Source organism: Massilia aquatica (assembly GCF_011682045.1).
In the GTDB taxonomy this organism is placed as follows: domain Bacteria; phylum Pseudomonadota; class Gammaproteobacteria; order Burkholderiales; family Burkholderiaceae_D; genus Telluria_A; species Telluria_A aquatica.
In genome coordinates this window covers 190,511-208,098 of the sequence record NZ_VVIW01000003.1, presented here as the reverse complement: position 1 = coordinate 208,098, position 17,588 = coordinate 190,511, and the positions used below count along the sequence as shown (strand labels likewise).

The following is a 17,588-nucleotide window of genomic DNA, read 5'->3' as shown; positions in this document are numbered from 1 at the left end:
CCTTGCGCCGCCGGCGCCGTCATACCAGCCATAGGCCGTTGGCGCCAAACTGCCCCTGCGCCGCGCCGCTGGCATCGATCCAGACCGCGACGAGCTCGGCGCGCGTATGCGTACCCAGGTAATCGATCCACGCGCCCTCTTGCGCGGCAGTGGCGTCCACACCCGCGTTGCCGTAGAGGGAATGGACGAATTGCGCATCGGCCACGCCGTCATAGCGCGCCTTGAATTCGTCCGAACCGGTGCAGGCCTGCGCCCGCTGCAAGGCGTTCAAGCCGCGCCCCACCAGGTCGTTGATGCCGTGCAGATCGGCGGGGCGGTCCAGCACGCTCTGATACAGCAAGCCCACGCTGCGCAAGGTCGCGCTGCTCGCTTGCGTGAATGCCAGGTCGACCGTCACGCCGCCGAATTCGCCCAGTTCGATCCCACTGATGGTATCGACGTCGCCACTGGCCTTGTCCGCAATGCGCACCTTGCCGTCCATGCCCAGCAGGATGGCGTAGTCGCCCAGCTTGCCGCCGTACACCACGGTATCGCTGCCGTCGCCGCCCACCAGCAGGTCGCTGCCGCTGCCACCGTCGAGCCGGTCGTTGCCGCCGCCGGCAATCCAGTTGCCTTCCACCCCCGCCATGCCGCTGCCGATGGCCACCCCGGCCGGCGTGTCGATGCGCGCCTGCAGTTCGGTGCCGAGCGCGAAACCGAGCAGCACGTCGGCCCGGCTGTGCACGCCTGTAGCGCCGCTGCCGTCGAGCTGCGCCAGCCAGAATGCCAGGCCGTCCGCGTCCGGCGCACGGCCCAGGCCCTGGCGGTACAGCGTGGTCAGGAACGCCAGGTCGTCCAGCGCGCCATTGCCGGCATCAGCCCATTCCTTCGATGCCAGGAAGGAAGCGGCGGTGGTATGCAGGTCGCCGCTGTCGGTGGCCCAGAACGCCAGGCCCGGCAAGTCCGCCACGCGGCCAAAGACGGCTTGGTACATGCCGGCCAGTTGCAGCAGCTTGTGCTGCGGCGCGTTCAAGAAGGCCAGTTCCGGCGCCGCCGCATTCAGGTCGGCGCGCGCCACCGTTTCGCTCTGGCCCGGCGCGAACAGCGCTGTCTGGTGGCGCCCCGTCAGCGCACCGCTACGCTCGATCCAGAATTGCCAGGCGCCGCTGTCGCTGCGCCCGCCCTGCAGCAGGTCGTCGCCGCTGCCGCCTTGCAGCTGATCGTTGCCGATGCCGCCGGCCAGCTTGTCGTTGCCGCTGCCGCCGTCCAGCCAGTCCTGGCCGCCGGCGCTGCCGATGAGGTCGTCGCCGGCGCCGCCGAAGAGCAGGTCGTCGCCGGCCCCGAGCAGGATGTTCTGCGCGGCGCCGTCGCCGATGACGAAGTTGCGGCCATCGCCGCCACGCAGGGTGGCAGCGCCGACAATCGCGGCGAAATCGACGTTATTGAGTTGCAGCACTGCGTTCGCCGGCAAGCCGCTGGCGTCGATCACGAGTCCAATGGCGCCCGGGTGATGGCTGCCCTCGGCCGCCGTGGTCGAGCTGCCGCTGATGAGAATGGCCGGTGCCGCGCTGCTGCCGGGCGCCACTTGCGGCGTGATGGTCATGCTTTCCAGCAGCACGTCGCCGAACAGCGAACCGAGAAAATCCCGGCCCAGGCCTTTCATGGCGTTTTGCACCTCGCTGCCGGCCGTGGTCTTCTGTTCGATGCGCCGGATCAGGTCGAGCAAGGCTTGCTGATTGCTCAGCAGGCTGTTGGTGCCATCGACCAGCAGGCCGACCCCGTCGGGCAGGCTGACCGTCAGCTTGACCGCCACGCCGCCCGCGCCGTTGTTCAGGCCGAGCGCAATATCGGCCAGGGATGCGTTGGGCGAACCCGGATCGTCAGGCCGGCCCGTTTGGATCGGCGAAATCGCGATGATGGAACTGCTCAGGCCCGTGGCCGCGTTGTAGGTAACCGTGGTATCGAGCACCACGCCGTCGACCGTGCTGCGCCCGGCCGTCACGGGCAGGGCGGGCAGCGGCGGCACGGCCGCAGGCGGCACGACCGGAGGCGGCGCGACCACGGTGTTGATGGCGTAGGCGGGCGAGGCCGGCATGCCCGTGCCCGCATTGCCGGCCAGGTCGGTGACACCGCTGGCGGCGAGCGTGATGGTGTTGGCCGCGGCAGTGGTATTGGCGGCCGGCGTGAACAGCGCCGTCCAGGTGATGCCGTCGATGCTGGCCAGGTTGCTCAGGGTGCCGCCGCCGGCGCTCAGGTCGGCCAGGTCGAGGCCGATGACCGCCTCCGAGAACGCAATCGTCAGCAGCGCGGTCTGCCCCGCGCCCAGGTTCAGGCCCGACATGGCCAGGGTTGCGCCCGGCGCCGTATGGTCGCTGACATAGCCCTGGCCGCTCAGCCCGGCCGCGATCGGATTGCTGGCCGTGTCGGCAATGCCGGTGCCGCTGCCCTTCAAGTTCAATTGCAGCATGCCGTCGCCAGCGACCGTGTCGACCGTAACGGTGTAGGTGCTGCCGCTGCCGCTGATCGACGCAATCGTGCCGGCGGCGCTGCCGGAGGTGGCCAGCGTAAAGTCGCCAGTGTCGACGCCGCTGACGTTTTCCGAAAACGTGACCGTGTAGGTCACGCTGCTGGCACTGGTGCGGGCCGGGCCGGCCGGCACGATGGACGACGCCAGCGGCGCCAGCGCATCGACCTTCACGCCGCCCAGCGCGGCCACGCCGTTCAGGGCCAGCGTGGCATTGTTGCCGAGCGCATCTTTCAAGCTACCGCCATTGAGCGCGATGGCGCCGGCCAGGGCCACGCCGCTGCTGTCGCTCTGGCCGTTGGCCACCACGTAGCGGAAGGTCAGCGCGCTGCCGCCGCTGCCGCTGACGTAGTGCGCCTGGGCGCTGCCGCCGCTGTCGAGCGTGATGCCGATCGAGGGCGTGCCGCCGCTGGTGTCGACGCTGGTCGCTTCGCCGAACTGCACCACGAAGTCGAGGGCGGCGCCGGCCAGGTAGGTCGCGTCGGCGGGCGCCGTCACGGACCCGACCAGCGGCGCCGTGTGGTCGAAGGTATACGCCTGGCCGGCCGTGAAGCCGGTCGCGATCGGGCTGCTGGCGCCGTCGATGATGCCCGTGCCGGAACTGTTCAGATCCAGGCGCAGGGTGCCGTCGCCGGCGATGTTGTTCACCGTTACGGTATAGGTGGCGCCGCTGCCCGACACCGATGCGATGTTGCCGCTCACGGCGCTGCCGGTCAGGCTGAAGTCGCTGGCATCGACGTTGCTGACGGCGCTGGAAAACAGCACCGTGTAGTCCACGCTGGTCAGATTGTTGCTGGCGGCCTGCACCCGGCTGATCGAGGTGACGGTGGGCGCCAGGCCGTTGACCAGCACGCCCGTCAGCGCGCCGACGCTGTTGAGCGCCAGCGCGGCATCGTTGCCGGCCGCGTCTTTCAGGGTCGCGCCGTTCAGGTCGAGCGCGGCGCCGAGCGCGATGCCATCGTTGTCGGCGGTGCCGCTGGCGACGATGTGGCGAAACAGCAGCGCGCTCGCGCCGCTGCCGCTGACGTAGTTCGCATACACCGTGCCGCCGGTGGCGAGCATGACGGCGATGCGCGGCGTGCCGCCGCCGCTCGCCACCGTGACGGCCTCGCCAAAATTGACGCTGAAATCGAGCGCCTGGCCGACGCCATAGGTGGCATTCGACGGCACCGCCACCGACGCCACCGCCGGCGCCGTGTGGTCCAGGATATAGCTCTGGTTGCCGGTGCGCGGCACGTTCGGGATGGGATTGCCGGCCAGGTCGACAATATTCGTGCCGGAACCCTTCAGGTCCAGGCGCAGCTCGCCGTCGCCGGCGACGCTGCCGATGGTGACGACATAATCGGCGCCGCTGCCGGAGACCGAGGCAATGCTGCCATTCGCCGTGCCGCCCTTGTACAGCGAAAAATCACTGGTATCGACGCCGCTGACGCTCTCGATGAACTTGACGTTGTACTGGACGCTGGCGCCATTGTTGTTGCGCGCACCGATGCGCGTGATCTGGTACAGGTCGGGCGTCTCGGTATCGACCAGCACGCCGCCGAGGGCGGCTACGCCGTTCAGCGCCAGCGTGGCGTCGTTGCCCGCCGCATCTTTCAGGGTAGCGCCGTTGAGCGCGATGGCCGGCCCCAGGGCCGGACCATTGGCATCGTTCTGCCCGCCGCCGACGGTGTAGCGGAACACCAGCGCACTGCCGCCGCTGCCGCTGAGGTAGTGGGCGTTGACCGTGCCGCCGGTGTCGAGCGTGACGGCCAGGGTCGGCGTGCCGCCATTGCTGTCGACCGTGACCGCTTCGCTGAAATTGACGGTGAAGTCGAGCTCGCTGCCGGCCTTGTAGCTGCCATTCGCCGGCGCCGCCACCGAGGTGCTGGCCGGGCTGGCCGTGTCGATGGTGTAAGCGGCGCCGGCGCTGTAACCGCCTGCGATCGGAGTACTGGCGCCATCGATGATGCCGGTGCCGGAACTGTTCAGGTCCAGGCGCAGTGTGCCGTTGCCGGCCACCGTGTTTACGGTCACGGTGTAGGTGGTGCCGCTGCCGGAAATGGCGGCGATGTTGCCGCTGGCGCTGCCGCTGCCGTTCAGGACGAAGTCGCCGATGTCGACGTTGGTCACGGCGCTGGAAAAGACCACCGTGTAGTCGACGCTGGCCAGGTTGTTGATGGCCGCGTTGACCAGTGAGATGGACGACACCTCGGGCGCCGCGCCATTGACCAGCACGCCCCCCAGGGCGCCGACGCTGTTCAGGGTCAGCGTGGCGTTGTTGCCGACCGCATCCTTGAGCGTACCGCCGTTCAGGTCGATGGCGCCGCCCAGCGCCACTCCGTCGCCATCGACGTTGCCGTTGGCGACTGTATAACTGAACGTCAATGCACTGGTCCCGCTGCCGCTGAGGTACTGCGCATACACGGTGGCCGGGCCGTCGATGGTGAGGACCAGGCGCGGGGTGCCGCCAGTGCTGTCGACCAGCACCACTTCATTGAAGTTGACGGTGAACTCGAGCGCGGCGCCGCTGAGATAGGTGCTGCCGGCCGGGACGCCGACGCTGCCGACGATCGGGCCCACATTGTCCACCATGAACGATCGACCGCTGGCGTAGCCGATGCCGGTTTCCAGGTTCCCGGCGTGCTCGACGACAATCGTTCCACCAGGGCGCGCCTCCCGGGTTTGCTGGTCGATACTGCGGCTCGCTTTAGGGGAGGGAAACAAATCGGATGCGCTGATCATATTAAGGTTCCTGAATGGTTGGCGGGTTGCTGATGACATCGGCGCAGCGAGCTGCGCTTGCCGCAAAATGTCGGTGTGGCCTATGGATCGAACAGGCCGGACAGAAATACCCTGGCGCCCGCCCCTGGCGCGCATCGCACGCAGGCGCGGGTAACCCACTTGCGCGTCAAGATCGGCGGCATGCTATATCCACATGATTGCAGTCGTCTTCGGAACCGGCGACGCGACAAACGCGGGCACCGGCGGCATTGTCTGACCAGCAGGCTGGTTTACCCAGTTTAATGCATCTGGTCAACATAAAAACGATAAATCGGCTATTCCGCGTAAAACGGGCTAATCGGTACAGCGATGGCGCTGGCTGCTCAATCAGGTTGACAAGGACCGATTTGGCTGATCGTTTGTACTTGCTTTGCCGATGCCGCCGGAGCGCGCATTGTCCGCACGGCGGCTCCGCCTGCGCTAGAATGCGATCGTGCAACTTCCCGCATTTCCTTTCATTTTCCACTGAACTGTATTTACCATGCGCCTAATTGTCCTACCCCTCCTGGCCGCGCTGTGGGCCATCCCCGCTGCCGCCGTCGCCGCCGACCCCATCAGCCTCGATCAGGCGATGGCCCATCCCGACTGGATCGGCACGCCGGCGGAAACCGCCTGGTGGAGCTGGGACGGCAAGCAGGTGTTCTACAAACAGAAACGCACAGGTTCGCAGCTGCGCGACATCTACCAGGCCGCTCCCGGCAAAGCGCGTCTGGTCGGCGACGGCGAATTGGCGAACCTCGACAGCGACAAGGTGATCTACAACCGCGAGCGCACGCGCTCCCTCATGCTGCGCAACGGCGACCTGTTCGAACGCGACCTGAAAAACGGCGCGCTGACCCAGATCACCCGCGGCAGCACCGGCATCATGGCGCCGCAGTACGCCGCCGACGGACGCGGCGTGCAGTTCCGCGTCGGCCACGAGTGGCTCGGCTGGAACCGCGCCGACCGCCTGATATCCCCGCTGGCCGCCGTGCGCGCCACCAAAGACCCGGCCGCCGCGCCGGACGCCGACAATCTGCGCGACCTGCAACTGCGCCTGATCTCGACCCTCAAGCGCCAGAAAGAAGACCGCGACGCGGGCCGCGACCGCGCCGAACAGGAACGCCGCGCCGACGCCACGCGCGCGCCGGCGCCGATCTACCTGGGCGACAAAGTCGTCATCGATGGCAGCGCCCTGTCGCCGGACGGCCGCTGGCTGCTGCTGGTCACGGCACCGAAGGTGACCGACAAGGGCCGCATCGGCAAGCTGCCGCGCTACGTGACCGAATCGGGCTACGAAGAATTCGACGACCAGCGTCCGCGCGTGGGCCGCAACGCACCGGTGTCGCATACGCTCAAGCTGGTCAACCTGGCCACGCGCGAGATGCGCGACCTGTCGTTCGACCCCCTGCCCGGCATCACCGTCGATCCGCTGGCGGACCTGCGCAAGGCGCAAAAACTGCCCGAACTGAAAGGCAACCGCGTGGTGCGCGTGGACGACGACGGCGCGGCGATCGAATGGAGCCGCAATGGCACCGGCGTGGCCGTCATGCTGCGCGCCGCCGACAACAAGGACCGCTGGATCGCCACCGTCGACCTGGCCGGCGCCACGCTCAAGCCGGCCCACCGCGTCACCGACAACGCCTGGGTCAACTCGGGCAACAACGAATTCGGCTGGCTTCCCGATAACAGCACGCTGTGGTACCTGTCGGAAGAAAGCGGCTACGCGCACCTGTACACGCGCGCCGGCGACGGCAGGACACGCGCGCTCACGCAGGGCAAGTGGGAAGCGACCCGTATCCAGTGGACGGCCGATGGGACCACGGCGTACATGATGTGCAACCCGAAGAATCCGGGCACGTATGAAGTGTGCGCAGTCTCGAGCACCGACGCGAAACTGCGTGAAGTGACGGCGCTCGAAGGCGTGGAGCAGTTTGCGCTGTCACCGGACGAACGCAAGCTGCTGCTGCACTATTCGTCGAGCTATATGCCGACGCAGCTGGCGACCATCGCTGCCAGCGGCGGTGCGCCGGTGAAGCTGACCGACACGCGCTCGCCCGCGTTCAAGGCACGCAGCTGGATCGAACCGCAGTACGTGGCAGTGCCGTCGACCAAGGGCGCGGGCCAGATCTGGGGCAAGCTGTATCGCCCCGCCACGCTGGAACCGGGCAAGAAGTACCCGATCGTGATGTTCGTGCACGGCGCGGGCTACCTGCAGAACGTGAGCAAGCGTTATCCGGTGTACTTCCGCGAGCAGATGTTCCATAACCTGCTGGTCGAGAAGGGCTACATCGTGCTCGACCTGGACTACCGCGCGTCCAAAGGCTACGGCAGCGCATGGCGCACCGCGATCTATCGCCAGATGGGTTATCCGGAACTGGAAGACTACGTCGATGGCGTGAACTGGATGGCGGCGAACCACCAGGGCGACCTGAAAAACGTGGGCGTGTACGGCGGCAGTTATGGCGGCTTCATGACCTTCATGGCGCTGATGCGCGAGCCGGACATGTTCAAGGCCGGCGCCGCGCTGCGGCCGGTGACCGACTGGACCACCTACAACCACGAGTACACCGCCAACATCCTCAACACGCCGGATCTCGATCCGGAGGCGTACCGCAAGTCGTCGCCGATCGAATACGCCGACAAGCTGCGCGGGCACCTCTTGATCTCGCACGGGATGGTGGACGATAACGTGTTTTACCAGGACTCGGTGCGCATCGCGCAGCGCCTGATCGAACTGAAAAAGGATCACTGGGAACTGGCCAGCTACCCGCTGGAACGGCACGCGTTCGTGCAGCCGGAGAGCTGGTACGACCAGTATCGCCGGATTTACCAGCTGTTTGAGCGGACGTTGAAGTAACCCCGCGCGCACTTACCGCTACCTTACGAGCCGTCTCTCCCGCGCAGGCGGGAGCCCATAGCACCTGTGATCAAAGATGACATGGGCTCCAGCCAAGGGGACGCGCGGGGGGCTGGCAGAAACAGAGCAGGATTACTGGCCCAAAAAATCCAGCAACGTCAACGCCACCACCTTGGTCGCCTTGCGCAAATCCTCCAGCGCCAGGCGTTCATCGGCCTTCTTCGCATTCGACTCCGGCACCGTCCTTGGCCCCGCGCCATACAGCACCGCCGGAATCCCATGTTCGCCATACAGGCGCGCATCCGCATACAGCGGCGTGCCGTGCGCAGTAATCTCTTCGCCGATCACCTGCCTGCCGTTCTTCTGCAAGCTCGCCACCAGCTTGTCCTGCCCCGGCAAGGGCCGCAGCGCGTGCGACAGAAGCAAGCGCCGGATCTCGACCCGAATCCCCGCTTCATCGCGCACGGCATCTTCGATCAGCGCCCTCACCTGCGCCTCCACCGCCACCGGATCTTCCTCCGGAATCATGCGCCGGTCCATCTTCAGCACCACCTTCCCCGGCACCACGTTGGTATTGGTCCCGCCATCGATGCGCCCCACCAGCATGGTCGGCGAATCGATGCCCGCCACCTTCGACTTGATCTTTTTCAGTTCCGGCAGCTGCCCGTAGATCGCATTCAAAATACGCGTGGCCGCCTGCAAGGCATCGTGCCCGGTTTCCGGCATGGCGCCGTGCCCGGACTTGCCATGCACGGTCACTTCCAGTTGCAGGCAGGCGTTATGCGCGGTGACGATGTTGTAGCTGAAGCCCGCCGCGATCACGAAATCGGGCTTGGTCAGTTTCTGTTCAAGCAGCCAGCCCGGTCCCAGCAAACCGCCGAATTCCTCGTCATAGGTAAAGTGCAGTTCCAGGGCGCCCTTGAGCGGCACGCCCAGCGCTTCCAGCGCGCGCACGGCAAAAATATAGGTCGAAAAATCGCTTTTTGAGACCGCCGCAGCGCGCCCGTAAATGAAGCCGCCTTCCACCACCGCGCCATACGGTGGATGCACCCAGCCATCGCCCGGCGGCACCACGTCGCCATGCGCATTGAGCGCAATGGTCGGCCCGCCCGCCGCATACGGCCGCCGCACGATCAGGTTGGTGATGCTCTCCATGCCGTAATCGCGCACGGCCTGCTCGGGCACCGCGTGCTTCTCGGCGCTCCAGCCCAGTGCTTCCACCATCGTGGCCACGGCGTCCGCGTGCGGCGCGTTGTTCCCCGGCGGCGTATCGGTCGGAATGCGGATCACTTCCTGCAAAAACGCCACCTGTTCGTCGAAGTGGGCGTCGATCCAGTCGACCAGTTTTTCTTGTGCGTTCATTGTTGTCCTCATTTTGCGCCGGCTTCGAACCAGGCGGCGACCTGTGCGCGCTCGGCGTCGGTCATATTGGTCAGGTTCCCGATCGGCATAGCTTTCAGCTGCACCGATTGCTGGTAAATTTTCGCTGCGTTCTGGTGAATCAAATCAGGCTTGTGCAGCATGATCCCGGCCGGCGCGGTGGCAAACCCGGGCTGGGTCGGATGCTCGGCGTGGCAGGTCGCGCAACGCTGCGTGATGATCGCCTCCACCTGTGCGAACTGCGCCGCCGGATCTGCCCCCGCAACGGCGGCCGCCGGCGCTTTCGGCGCGATGGCGATCGCCACCGCCAGCAGCAGCGCCACGCCGGCTGCCGGGTAGCGCCACTCCACGCGGCCGCGATGGCGCAGGTTGAAGAAATGGCGGATCAAGACGCCGGCCGCCATGATCCCGGCCAGCACCGCCCATGCGTGCTCGTGGCGGTAGGTCATGGCGTAGTGATTGCTGATCATGATGAACAGGACCGGCAAGGTAAAGTAGTTGTTATGCACGCTGCGCTGCTTGGCCTTGAGGCCATGGATCGGGTCCGGCTTCTGGCCAGACGTCATCGCCGCGACCATCTTGCGCTGGCCCGGAATGATCAGCATGAGCACATTGGCCACCATCATGGTGCCGATCATCGCGCCCACATGAATATAGGCGGCGCGCCCGCTCAGGTATTTGTTCAGCACATACGCGCTGGCCACCAAAAACAGGAACATCACGATCCCGAACGGCAGGTCGCGCTTGCCCAGCGGGGAGCGGCACAGCAGGTCGTACACGGTCCAGCCGACCACCAGACTGCCGACGCCGACGCCGATCGCCTGCATTGACGAGAGGTCGGCCACGGCCTTATCGACCATCATCGCCTGCGCGTTGAAGTAGTAGACGATGGTGAGCAGCGCAAAGCCCGACAGCCAGGTGGAATAGGCTTCCCACTTGAACCAGTGCAGCTCCTTGGGCAGTTCGGCCGGCGCCACCAGGTATTTTTGCGGGTTGTAGAAACCACCGCCATGCACCGCCCACAATTCGCCGGACACGCCTTTTTTGGCCAGCTCGGAACCCGGGGCCGGCGGGCGAATGGTGTTATCGAGCCAGACGAAGTAAAACGAGGCGCCGATCCAGGCGATTCCGGTGATCACGTGCAGCCAGCGCACGATGAGGTTGAGCCATTCGAGGCCGTAGGGGAGCAGGTATCCGTACACTTCCATGGGTTTCCTTGTTGCGTGGGCTGCGGCGATAGTAGCGCGAATTTACCCAAGATAAACTGATTCAAGTGTCATTACATGAAATATCGCGTATATTCCACATACTCGAATTCATATACACAACGATGTCCAGCCTTCCCCAACACCTCGACCTGCACCTGATCCGCATCCTGTACCTGCTGCTGGTCGAAAAAAACGTCTCGCGCGTGGCGCTCAAGCTCAATCAGCCGCAGCCCTCGATCTCGGCCTCGCTGCGCAAACTGCGCGAACTGACGGGCGACCCGCTGCTGGTGCGCGGCGCGCGCGGCATGGTGCCGACCCAGCACGGCGAAAGCCTGCTCAAACCCGCCAAGCGCATCCTCGACGAAACCGAGAGCCTGTTCGTCAAAAAGTCGCCCTTCGTGCCGCAGGAAGAAGCGCGCACCTTCCACATCGCAGCACCCGATTACCTCGACAGCCAGTTCCTGCCGAACGTGGTGGCGGCGCTGCGGCGCGGCTCCCCCAACAGCCGCGTGGTCATTCACAGCCTGGGTGGCGGCGTCGATTACATCCGCATGCTGTCGGACGGCGACATGGACCTCGTCATCGCCAACTGGGACGAGCCGCCGGCGCACCTGCACATCTCCAAGCTGTTCGAAGACCCGATCATCTGCACCATGCGCGCCGACAGCCCGTACGCCAAGCGCACCGCCAGCGACGCCATGACGATCGAGGATTACCTCACCCTGCCGCACGTGGCGCCGTCGCAGACGCTGCCCGGTTACCATGGCGTGATCGACGCCTTCCTCGAACGCCAGGGCATGCAGCGCACGGTGGCAGTGGAATCGGCCTATTTCGGCCTGATTCCGTATATGCTGACGCAGACCGACCTGGTACTGACCACCGGGCGCCAGTTCATGCGCTTTTACGAAAAGACGCTGCCGCTGAAAAGCTTCACGGTGCCGGTCAAGTTCCCGCCGATGCGGTTTTACCAGTTGTGGCATGAGCGCGTGCACCAGGCGCCCGAGCACAAATGGCTGCGCGACCAGGTCAGCGCGGCGGCCAAGGCGCTGGTGCAGAAGTAGCGATAGCGTTTATCAGCCGGCGCGTATGTTTGCAACGCGGCCAGCGCTTATGATCGGTAATCAAGAATGGACACCCCATGACCACATTAACTGATTTGAACGGCTGCGACGCGGCGGCCTTTATCGACACCCTGCGCGGCATCTACGAACACTCGCCATGGATCCCCGAACGGGCAGCGGCCGCACGGCCGTTTGCGACCGTGGCAGCGCTCAAGTACGCGCTGCAAACGGCGGTGGCCAAGGCCAGCGTCGACGAGCAGCTTGGCCTGATCCGCGCCCACCCGGAACTGGCCGGCAAAGCCGCCATCGCCGGCGAACTGACGCAGGAGTCGACCAACGAACAGGCCAAGTCGGGCCTTAACCTGTGCAGCGCGGAAGAATATGCGACCCTGCACAAGCTCAATGCCGATTACAACGCCCGCTTCGGCTTTCCGTTCATCCTCGCGGTCAAGGGCCCGGACGGCAATGGGCTGACGCGCAGCGCGATCATCGAGACCTTCACGCGGCGCCTGAAAAACCAGCGCCTTGATGAAATGGCCGAAAGCCTGCGCCAGATTCACCGCATCGCCGAACTGCGCATCAACGACCTGCTCAAGCTCACGCTCACGTTCGGCCCCACCATCATGCAGTGGGCCGAAATCATCGGCGCATGGAGCGAAGCGGACGATGGCCTGACTTGCTCCTACATGACCCACGTACACCAGCGCACCGCCGCGCAGCTGGCCGAGTGGATGCGCGAGGCCGGCATGGAAACGCATATCGACGCTGTCGGCAACGTGGTCGGGCGCTACCTGTCGCATGACCCGGAAGCAAAAACGCTGATGACCGGATCGCACTACGACACCGTGCGCGATGGCGGCAAATACGATGGGCGCCTGGGCATCCTGCTGCCGATTGCGGTGGTGCGCCACCTGCACCAACGCGGCGAGCGCCTGCCCTACCACCTTGAAGTGGTGGGCTTTGCCGAAGAAGAAGGCGTGCGCTTTCGCAGCACCTTCCTGGGCAGTAACGCGGTGATCGGCCAGTTCGACATGGCGTTGCTGGAACAGACCGATGCAGCCGGCGTGACCATGCGCGAGGCCTTGAGAGCGGCCGGTCATCATCCCGATGCGATTGCGGGCATTGCGCGCAATCCGGCCGATCTGCCGGGGTTCGTGGAAGTGCATATCGAACAGGGTCCGGTGCTGCTGGAACGCGGCCTGGCGGTGGGCGTGGTGACGGCGATTGCCGGCAGTTCGCGCTACCTGGTCGAGCTGACCGGGCTGGCCAGCCACGCCGGCACCACGCCCATGAACATGCGCAAGGATGCGGCGGCGGCGGCTGCGGAAATCGTGCTGCTGGTGGAGCGGCGCTGTACCGGTGTGGCGTCGCTGGTGGGCACCGTGGGCCAGTTGCAGGTGCCGAATGGATCGGTGAACGTGATTGCCGGCCATTGCAAGCTGTCGCTGGACATCCGCGCGGCGGACGACGCCGTGCGCCATGCGGCGGTCAAGGATATTTTGGACGGCATCGAGGCGATCTGCGCTCGCCGGCATGTCGACATGGAGATCGAGCAGATCGTGTCGGCGCCGGCCGCGCCGTGTGCGCCGGCGTTGATGGACCAGCTGGGTGCGGCAATCGAGCGTGCGGGTTTACCGCGCTACGACCTCGCTTCCGGCGCGGGACACGATGCGATGGCCATGGCGAAGATTACCGATGTGGCGATGCTGTTTGTCCGCTGCGGCAATGGCGGCATCAGCCATAACCGGCTGGAGACGATGACGGCCGATGATGCCGACATGGCGGCGCAGGTCTTTCTTGATTTCCTGCGCAGCCTTGGGTAACGCCGCTCCTGCGCGGGGCCGACGCCACGCGCAGGGCCGTTACGCTTACGGCGTGAGCACCACCTTGCGGCAGTCATCCTCTTTTTTATCGAACATCTTGTAGCCCTCGGCCGCCTGCGACAGGTTCAGGCGATGCGAGATGATCGCATTCGGATGCAGCTTGCCTTCTTCGATGAACTTGAGCAGTTCCGGCATATGCTTCTGCACGTGCGTCTGCCCGGCCTTGATGCCGATCCCCTTCTCGAAAATATCTCCGAACAGGAAGCCGTGGATAAACCCGGCGTACAGGCCAGGCACACTGACCGTCCCGCCGCGCCGCACCGCCGCGATACACTGGCGTAGCGCCTTGCCGCTGCTGCCTTCGAGCTTCAGGTTGGTCATCACGGTTTCCACCGCACTGCCCTTGGCCTCGAAGCCGACCGCCTCCACCACGCCATCGACGCCGCGCGCATCGGTGTGATCGAGGATGAACTCCGCAGCGTCGCACTCTTCAAAATTGATCGGAATGACGCCATAGGTTTGCTGCGCAAAATCGAGCCGGAACTTGTGATGGTCGACCATGAAGATTTTCTCGACCCCCAGCATGCGCGCACTGGCCGCCGCCATCAGCCCCACCGGCCCCGCACCGAAAATCGCCAGGCTGCCGCCCTTGCCCACGCCCGTGTTCAGCACCGCCTGGTAACCGGTCGGCAGGATATCGCTCAGGAACAGCACCTGTTCATCGGCCAGGTTTTTCGGAATCTTGATCGGCCCAACATTCGCCTTCGGCACGCGCACATACTCGGCCTGCCCGCCGGGTATGCCGCCATACAAATGACTGAACCCGAACAGCGCGGCACCCGAGCGCAGGCTTTTCTTGTTCATGATCGAACCGCGATCGGGGTTGGTCGTCTCGCACGCCGAGTACAGATCCATATCGCAAAAAAAGCAGCTGCCGCAGGCGATCACGAACGGCACCACCACGCGGTCGCCCTTTTGCAGCTTGGTGACGTTGGGTCCCGTCTCGACGACTTCGCCCATGAATTCATGGCCCAGGATATCGCCGCTCTTCATTGCCGGGATCTTCCCGCGGTACATGTGCAGGTCCGATCCGCAGATCGCGGTGGCAGTCACTTTCAGGATCACATCGTCGAGCTCCTGCAAAATCGGATCGGGTACGTTGTCGACCTTGACGTCGTTGCTGCCGTGATAGGTTAAAGCGCGCATGAACTGTCCTCCTCATGGAAAAGGACAGCGTAACAAGCAAACTCCTACGCACGAATCAGAACAGTCCGGGCGTAGCAGTAGGAGAACGCCGACGTGATTTCTTAACTGAAATTATCAGCGAACGATTTTCGCCCGTTCCAGCATGGCATGCAGCAACACATTGCAGCCGGCTTCCAGGTGGTCGGACCTCGCATCCTCGATTTCGTTGTGGCTGATGCCATCCTTGCAGGGCACGAAAATCATCCCGGCCGGCGCCAGCCGCGCCGCGTAGATCGCATCGTGACCGGCGCCGGAAACCACGTCCATGGTCGAGTAGCCGAGTTTTGCAGTCGCCTCGCGCACCGCACCCACGCAGTCCGGATGGAAGGGACAAGGCGGATAGTACGACACGCGCTCGATCGACATCGCCAGGCCGGAGTCGCTGCGGGTCTTGTCGATAAAGGCCAGCATTTCTTCGTGCATGGTATTGAGCAGTTCATCGTTCACGTTGCGCAGGTCGATGCTGAATTTGACCTCGCCCGGAATCACGTTGCGGCTGTTCGGGAACAGCTGCACCATGCCGACCGTGCCGCGCCCGTAAGGCGGATAGCGATTCGCGATCTTCACCACCTCCTGCATGATGTAGGTGGACACCTGCAAGGCATCCTTGCGCAGCCCCATGGGCGTGGGGCCGGCGTGCGCCTCCATGCCGGTCACCACGCAGTCGTACCACGACAACCCCATCACCGCCGGCACCACGCCGATCACCTTGTCGGCGTCTTCCAGCACCGGCCCTTGTTCGATATGCGTCTCGAAATACGCGCCGATCGGATGCTGGCCCGGCACCTGCTCGCCCATGTAGCCGATGCGCGCCAGTTCGTCGCGCACGCTCTTGCCTTCGGTATCCTTGGCGGCATACGCGGTCTCCAGGCTGAAGGCGCCGCAGAAGACGCCCGAACCCATCATCACCGGCACGAAGCGCGAACCTTCCTCGTTGGTCCAGAAAGCCACTTCGACCGGTGCTTCGGTCTCGATGCCCTGGTCGTTCAGGGTGCGTACCACTTCCAGCCCGGCCAGCACGCCGTAGTTGCCGTCGAATTTGCCGCCGGTTGGCTGGGTGTCGATATGGCTGCCGGTCATGATCGGCGCCAGTGCCGGATTGCGGCCTTCGCGCCGCATGAAGACGTTGCCGATCTGGTCGACCGTGATCGACATGCCGGCTTCCCTGCCCCAGCCGACCACCAGGTCGCGGCCCTGTTTGTCGAGGTCCGTCAGGGCCAGGCGTTTGACGCCGCCTTTTGGCGTGGCGCCGATTTTGGCCAGTTCCATCAGCGAGGCCCACAGGCGCTCGCCGTTAATGCGCAAATCGTTCATTGATCACTCCAGGGTTGAAGACGTGCGACGGGATTTACGCATGGGTCTTGGTGAATGCGGGCCGGTCCACATGCCGCCCTGCCCCTTCGACCGCGCGCAGTTCGCCCTTGGCAAACACCACTTGCCCCGCGTGCAGGGTATGCGAAGGAATGCCCCTCACGGTGCGCCCTTCGAAGACGTTGAAGCCACCCTTGGCGAACTGCGTGCTGGCGGAAATGGTGCGCGTGCCTTCCGGGTCCCACACCACCAGGTCGGCATCGGCACCCACCGCCACCACGCCCTTGCGCGGGTACATATTAAAAATCTGCGCCGCATTGGTCGACGTCACGCGCACGAATTCGGACGGCGTGAGCATGCCGGAGTTGACGCCCGCATCCCACACCACCGACATGCGGTCCTCGACGCCGCCGCAGCCGTTCGGAATCCTGGTAAAGTCGTCCGCCCCCGCCGCCTTTTGCTCGGCGCAGAAGGTGCAGTGATCGGTCGCCGTCGTGTGCAGGTTCCCGCCGCGCAGGCCCTGCCACAGCGCCGCCTGGTGGTGCTTGCTGCGAAACGGTGGGCTCATCACGTGCCCGCGTGCGAATTCAAGGTCGGCGCTCTGGTACACGCTGTCGTCGATCACCAGGTGCCCGGCCAGCGCCTCGCCGTACACGCGCTGGCCCTTGGCGCGCGCGCGCGAAATCGCATCGAGCGACTCGGCGCACGATACGTGCACGATGTACACCGGCGTGCCGAGCACATTGGCAATCGCAATGGCGCGGTTGGCCGCTTCCGCCTCCACCTCGGGAGGACGCGAGAGCGGATGCGCGCTCGGACCTGTAATGCCCTTCTTGAGCAGGTCTTGCTGCAACTGGAAAACCAGCTCGCCATTTTCGGCGTGCACGGTCGGAATGGCGCCCAGTTCCAGTGCGCGGGTAAAGCTCTTCACCAGGGTTTCGTCATCGGCCATGATGGCGTTCTTGTACGCCATGAAGTGCTTGAAGCTGTTCACGCCATGCTCGCGCACCAGCACACCCATTTCTTCATGCACCTTGTCGCTCCACCACGTTACCGCCACGTGGAAGGTGTAGTCGCCGGCCGATTTGGCGGCCCAGCCGCGCCACATGTGGTACGCCTCCAGCAAGGACTGCTGCGGGTTCGGAATCACGAAGTCCATGATGGTCGTGGTGCCGCCCGCGAGACCGGCGGCGGTGCCGGTAAAGAAATCGTCGGCCGTGACGGTGCCCATGAACGGCAGCTGCATGTGGGTGTGGGTGTCGATCCCGCCGGGCATGACGTACTGGCCGCTGGCGTCGATCACGGTGGCGTGAAGGGGCGCATCGAGCTGCTCGCCGACGGCGACGATCTTGTCGCCGTCGCAGAGCACATCGGCGCGAAAGGCGCGGTCTGCGTTGACGACCGTGCCGCCGCGGATAATCGTGGTCATAAATCTCTCCTGTAAGACAAACGGAA

9 protein-coding genes are annotated in these 17,588 nt (G+C 64.9%); 3 read left to right on the top strand and 6 right to left on the bottom strand.

Going from position 1 to position 17,588, the window contains the following annotated elements:
- Positions 1-19: 19 nt before the first annotated feature.
- Positions 20-5,227: an Ig-like domain-containing protein gene (locus F1609_RS06945; RefSeq protein WP_167075765.1), complete on the bottom strand. Its 5,208-nt coding sequence runs from the start codon at positions 5,225-5,227 to the stop codon at positions 20-22.
- A gap of 520 nt (positions 5,228-5,747) precedes the next feature.
- Between F1609_RS06945 and F1609_RS06940 the strand changes: the two genes are divergently transcribed.
- Positions 5,748-8,105 (top strand): prolyl oligopeptidase family serine peptidase, encoded by a 2,358-nt coding sequence (locus F1609_RS06940; RefSeq protein ID WP_167075764.1) that lies wholly within the window; start codon positions 5,748-5,750, stop codon positions 8,103-8,105.
- Between the two features lie 132 nt (positions 8,106-8,237).
- On the opposite strand, the gene F1609_RS06935 is transcribed toward F1609_RS06940, so the two are convergent.
- Entirely contained in the window at positions 8,238-9,467 is a 1,230-nt protein-coding gene (locus tag F1609_RS06935) for a M20/M25/M40 family metallo-hydrolase (protein WP_308609344.1), read from the bottom strand.
- An 8-nt stretch (positions 9,468-9,475) separates the two neighbouring features.
- Positions 9,476-10,693 carry a urate hydroxylase PuuD gene (locus tag F1609_RS06930; RefSeq protein ID WP_167075762.1) on the bottom strand — a complete coding sequence of 406 codons (1,218 nt, stop codon included), beginning with the start codon at positions 10,691-10,693 and terminating at the stop codon, positions 9,476-9,478.
- A gap of 122 nt (positions 10,694-10,815) precedes the next feature.
- On the opposite strand from F1609_RS06930, the gene F1609_RS06925 reads away from it, so the two are divergent.
- Together F1609_RS06925 and F1609_RS06920 are read left to right on the top strand one after the other, a co-directional pair.
- Positions 10,816-11,754, top strand: coding sequence for a LysR substrate-binding domain-containing protein (locus tag F1609_RS06925; RefSeq protein ID WP_167075761.1), 939 nt, complete (start codon positions 10,816-10,818; stop codon positions 11,752-11,754).
- A 77-nt stretch (positions 11,755-11,831) separates the two neighbouring features.
- Positions 11,832-13,577, top strand: a complete 1,746-nt coding sequence (locus tag F1609_RS06920) for an allantoate amidohydrolase (protein ID WP_167075760.1) — start codon at positions 11,832-11,834, stop codon at positions 13,575-13,577.
- A gap of 45 nt (positions 13,578-13,622) precedes the next feature.
- On the opposite strand, the gene F1609_RS06915 is transcribed toward F1609_RS06920, so the two are convergent.
- From F1609_RS06915 to hydA, 3 genes are all read right to left on the bottom strand, one after another.
- On the bottom strand, positions 13,623-14,783 hold the full coding sequence (locus tag F1609_RS06915) for a zinc-dependent alcohol dehydrogenase (protein ID WP_167075759.1): 1,161 nt from the start codon (positions 14,781-14,783) through the stop codon (positions 13,623-13,625).
- Positions 14,784-14,897: 114 nt separating this feature from the next.
- Complete coding sequence (locus F1609_RS06910) at positions 14,898-16,136, bottom strand: Zn-dependent hydrolase (RefSeq protein ID WP_167075758.1); 1,239 nt, start codon at positions 16,134-16,136, stop codon at positions 14,898-14,900.
- A 34-nt stretch (positions 16,137-16,170) separates the two neighbouring features.
- Positions 16,171-17,562, bottom strand: a complete 1,392-nt coding sequence (hydA, locus tag F1609_RS06905) for a dihydropyrimidinase (protein WP_167075757.1) — start codon at positions 17,560-17,562, stop codon at positions 16,171-16,173.
- Positions 17,563-17,588: the final 26 nt, after the last annotated feature.

Coding starts and splice junctions, on each gene's coding strand:
- F1609_RS06910 (WP_167075758.1), bottom strand. CDS start 16,136: ATGAACGATTTGCGCATTAACGGCGAGCGCCTGTGGGCCTCGCTGATG.
- hydA (WP_167075757.1), bottom strand. CDS start 17,562: ATGACCACGATTATCCGCGGCGGCACGGTCGTCAACGCAGACCGCGCC.
- F1609_RS06920 (WP_167075760.1), top strand. CDS start 11,832: ATGACCACATTAACTGATTTGAACGGCTGCGACGCGGCGGCCTTTATC.
- F1609_RS06940 (WP_167075764.1), top strand. CDS start 5,748: ATGCGCCTAATTGTCCTACCCCTCCTGGCCGCGCTGTGGGCCATCCCC.
- F1609_RS06945 (WP_167075765.1), bottom strand. CDS start 5,227: ATGATCAGCGCATCCGATTTGTTTCCCTCCCCTAAAGCGAGCCGCAGT.
- F1609_RS06930 (WP_167075762.1), bottom strand. CDS start 10,693: ATGGAAGTGTACGGATACCTGCTCCCCTACGGCCTCGAATGGCTCAAC.
- F1609_RS06915 (WP_167075759.1), bottom strand. CDS start 14,783: ATGCGCGCTTTAACCTATCACGGCAGCAACGACGTCAAGGTCGACAAC.
- F1609_RS06935 (WP_308609344.1), bottom strand. CDS start 9,467: ATGAACGCACAAGAAAAACTGGTCGACTGGATCGACGCCCACTTCGAC.
- F1609_RS06925 (WP_167075761.1), top strand. CDS start 10,816: ATGTCCAGCCTTCCCCAACACCTCGACCTGCACCTGATCCGCATCCTG.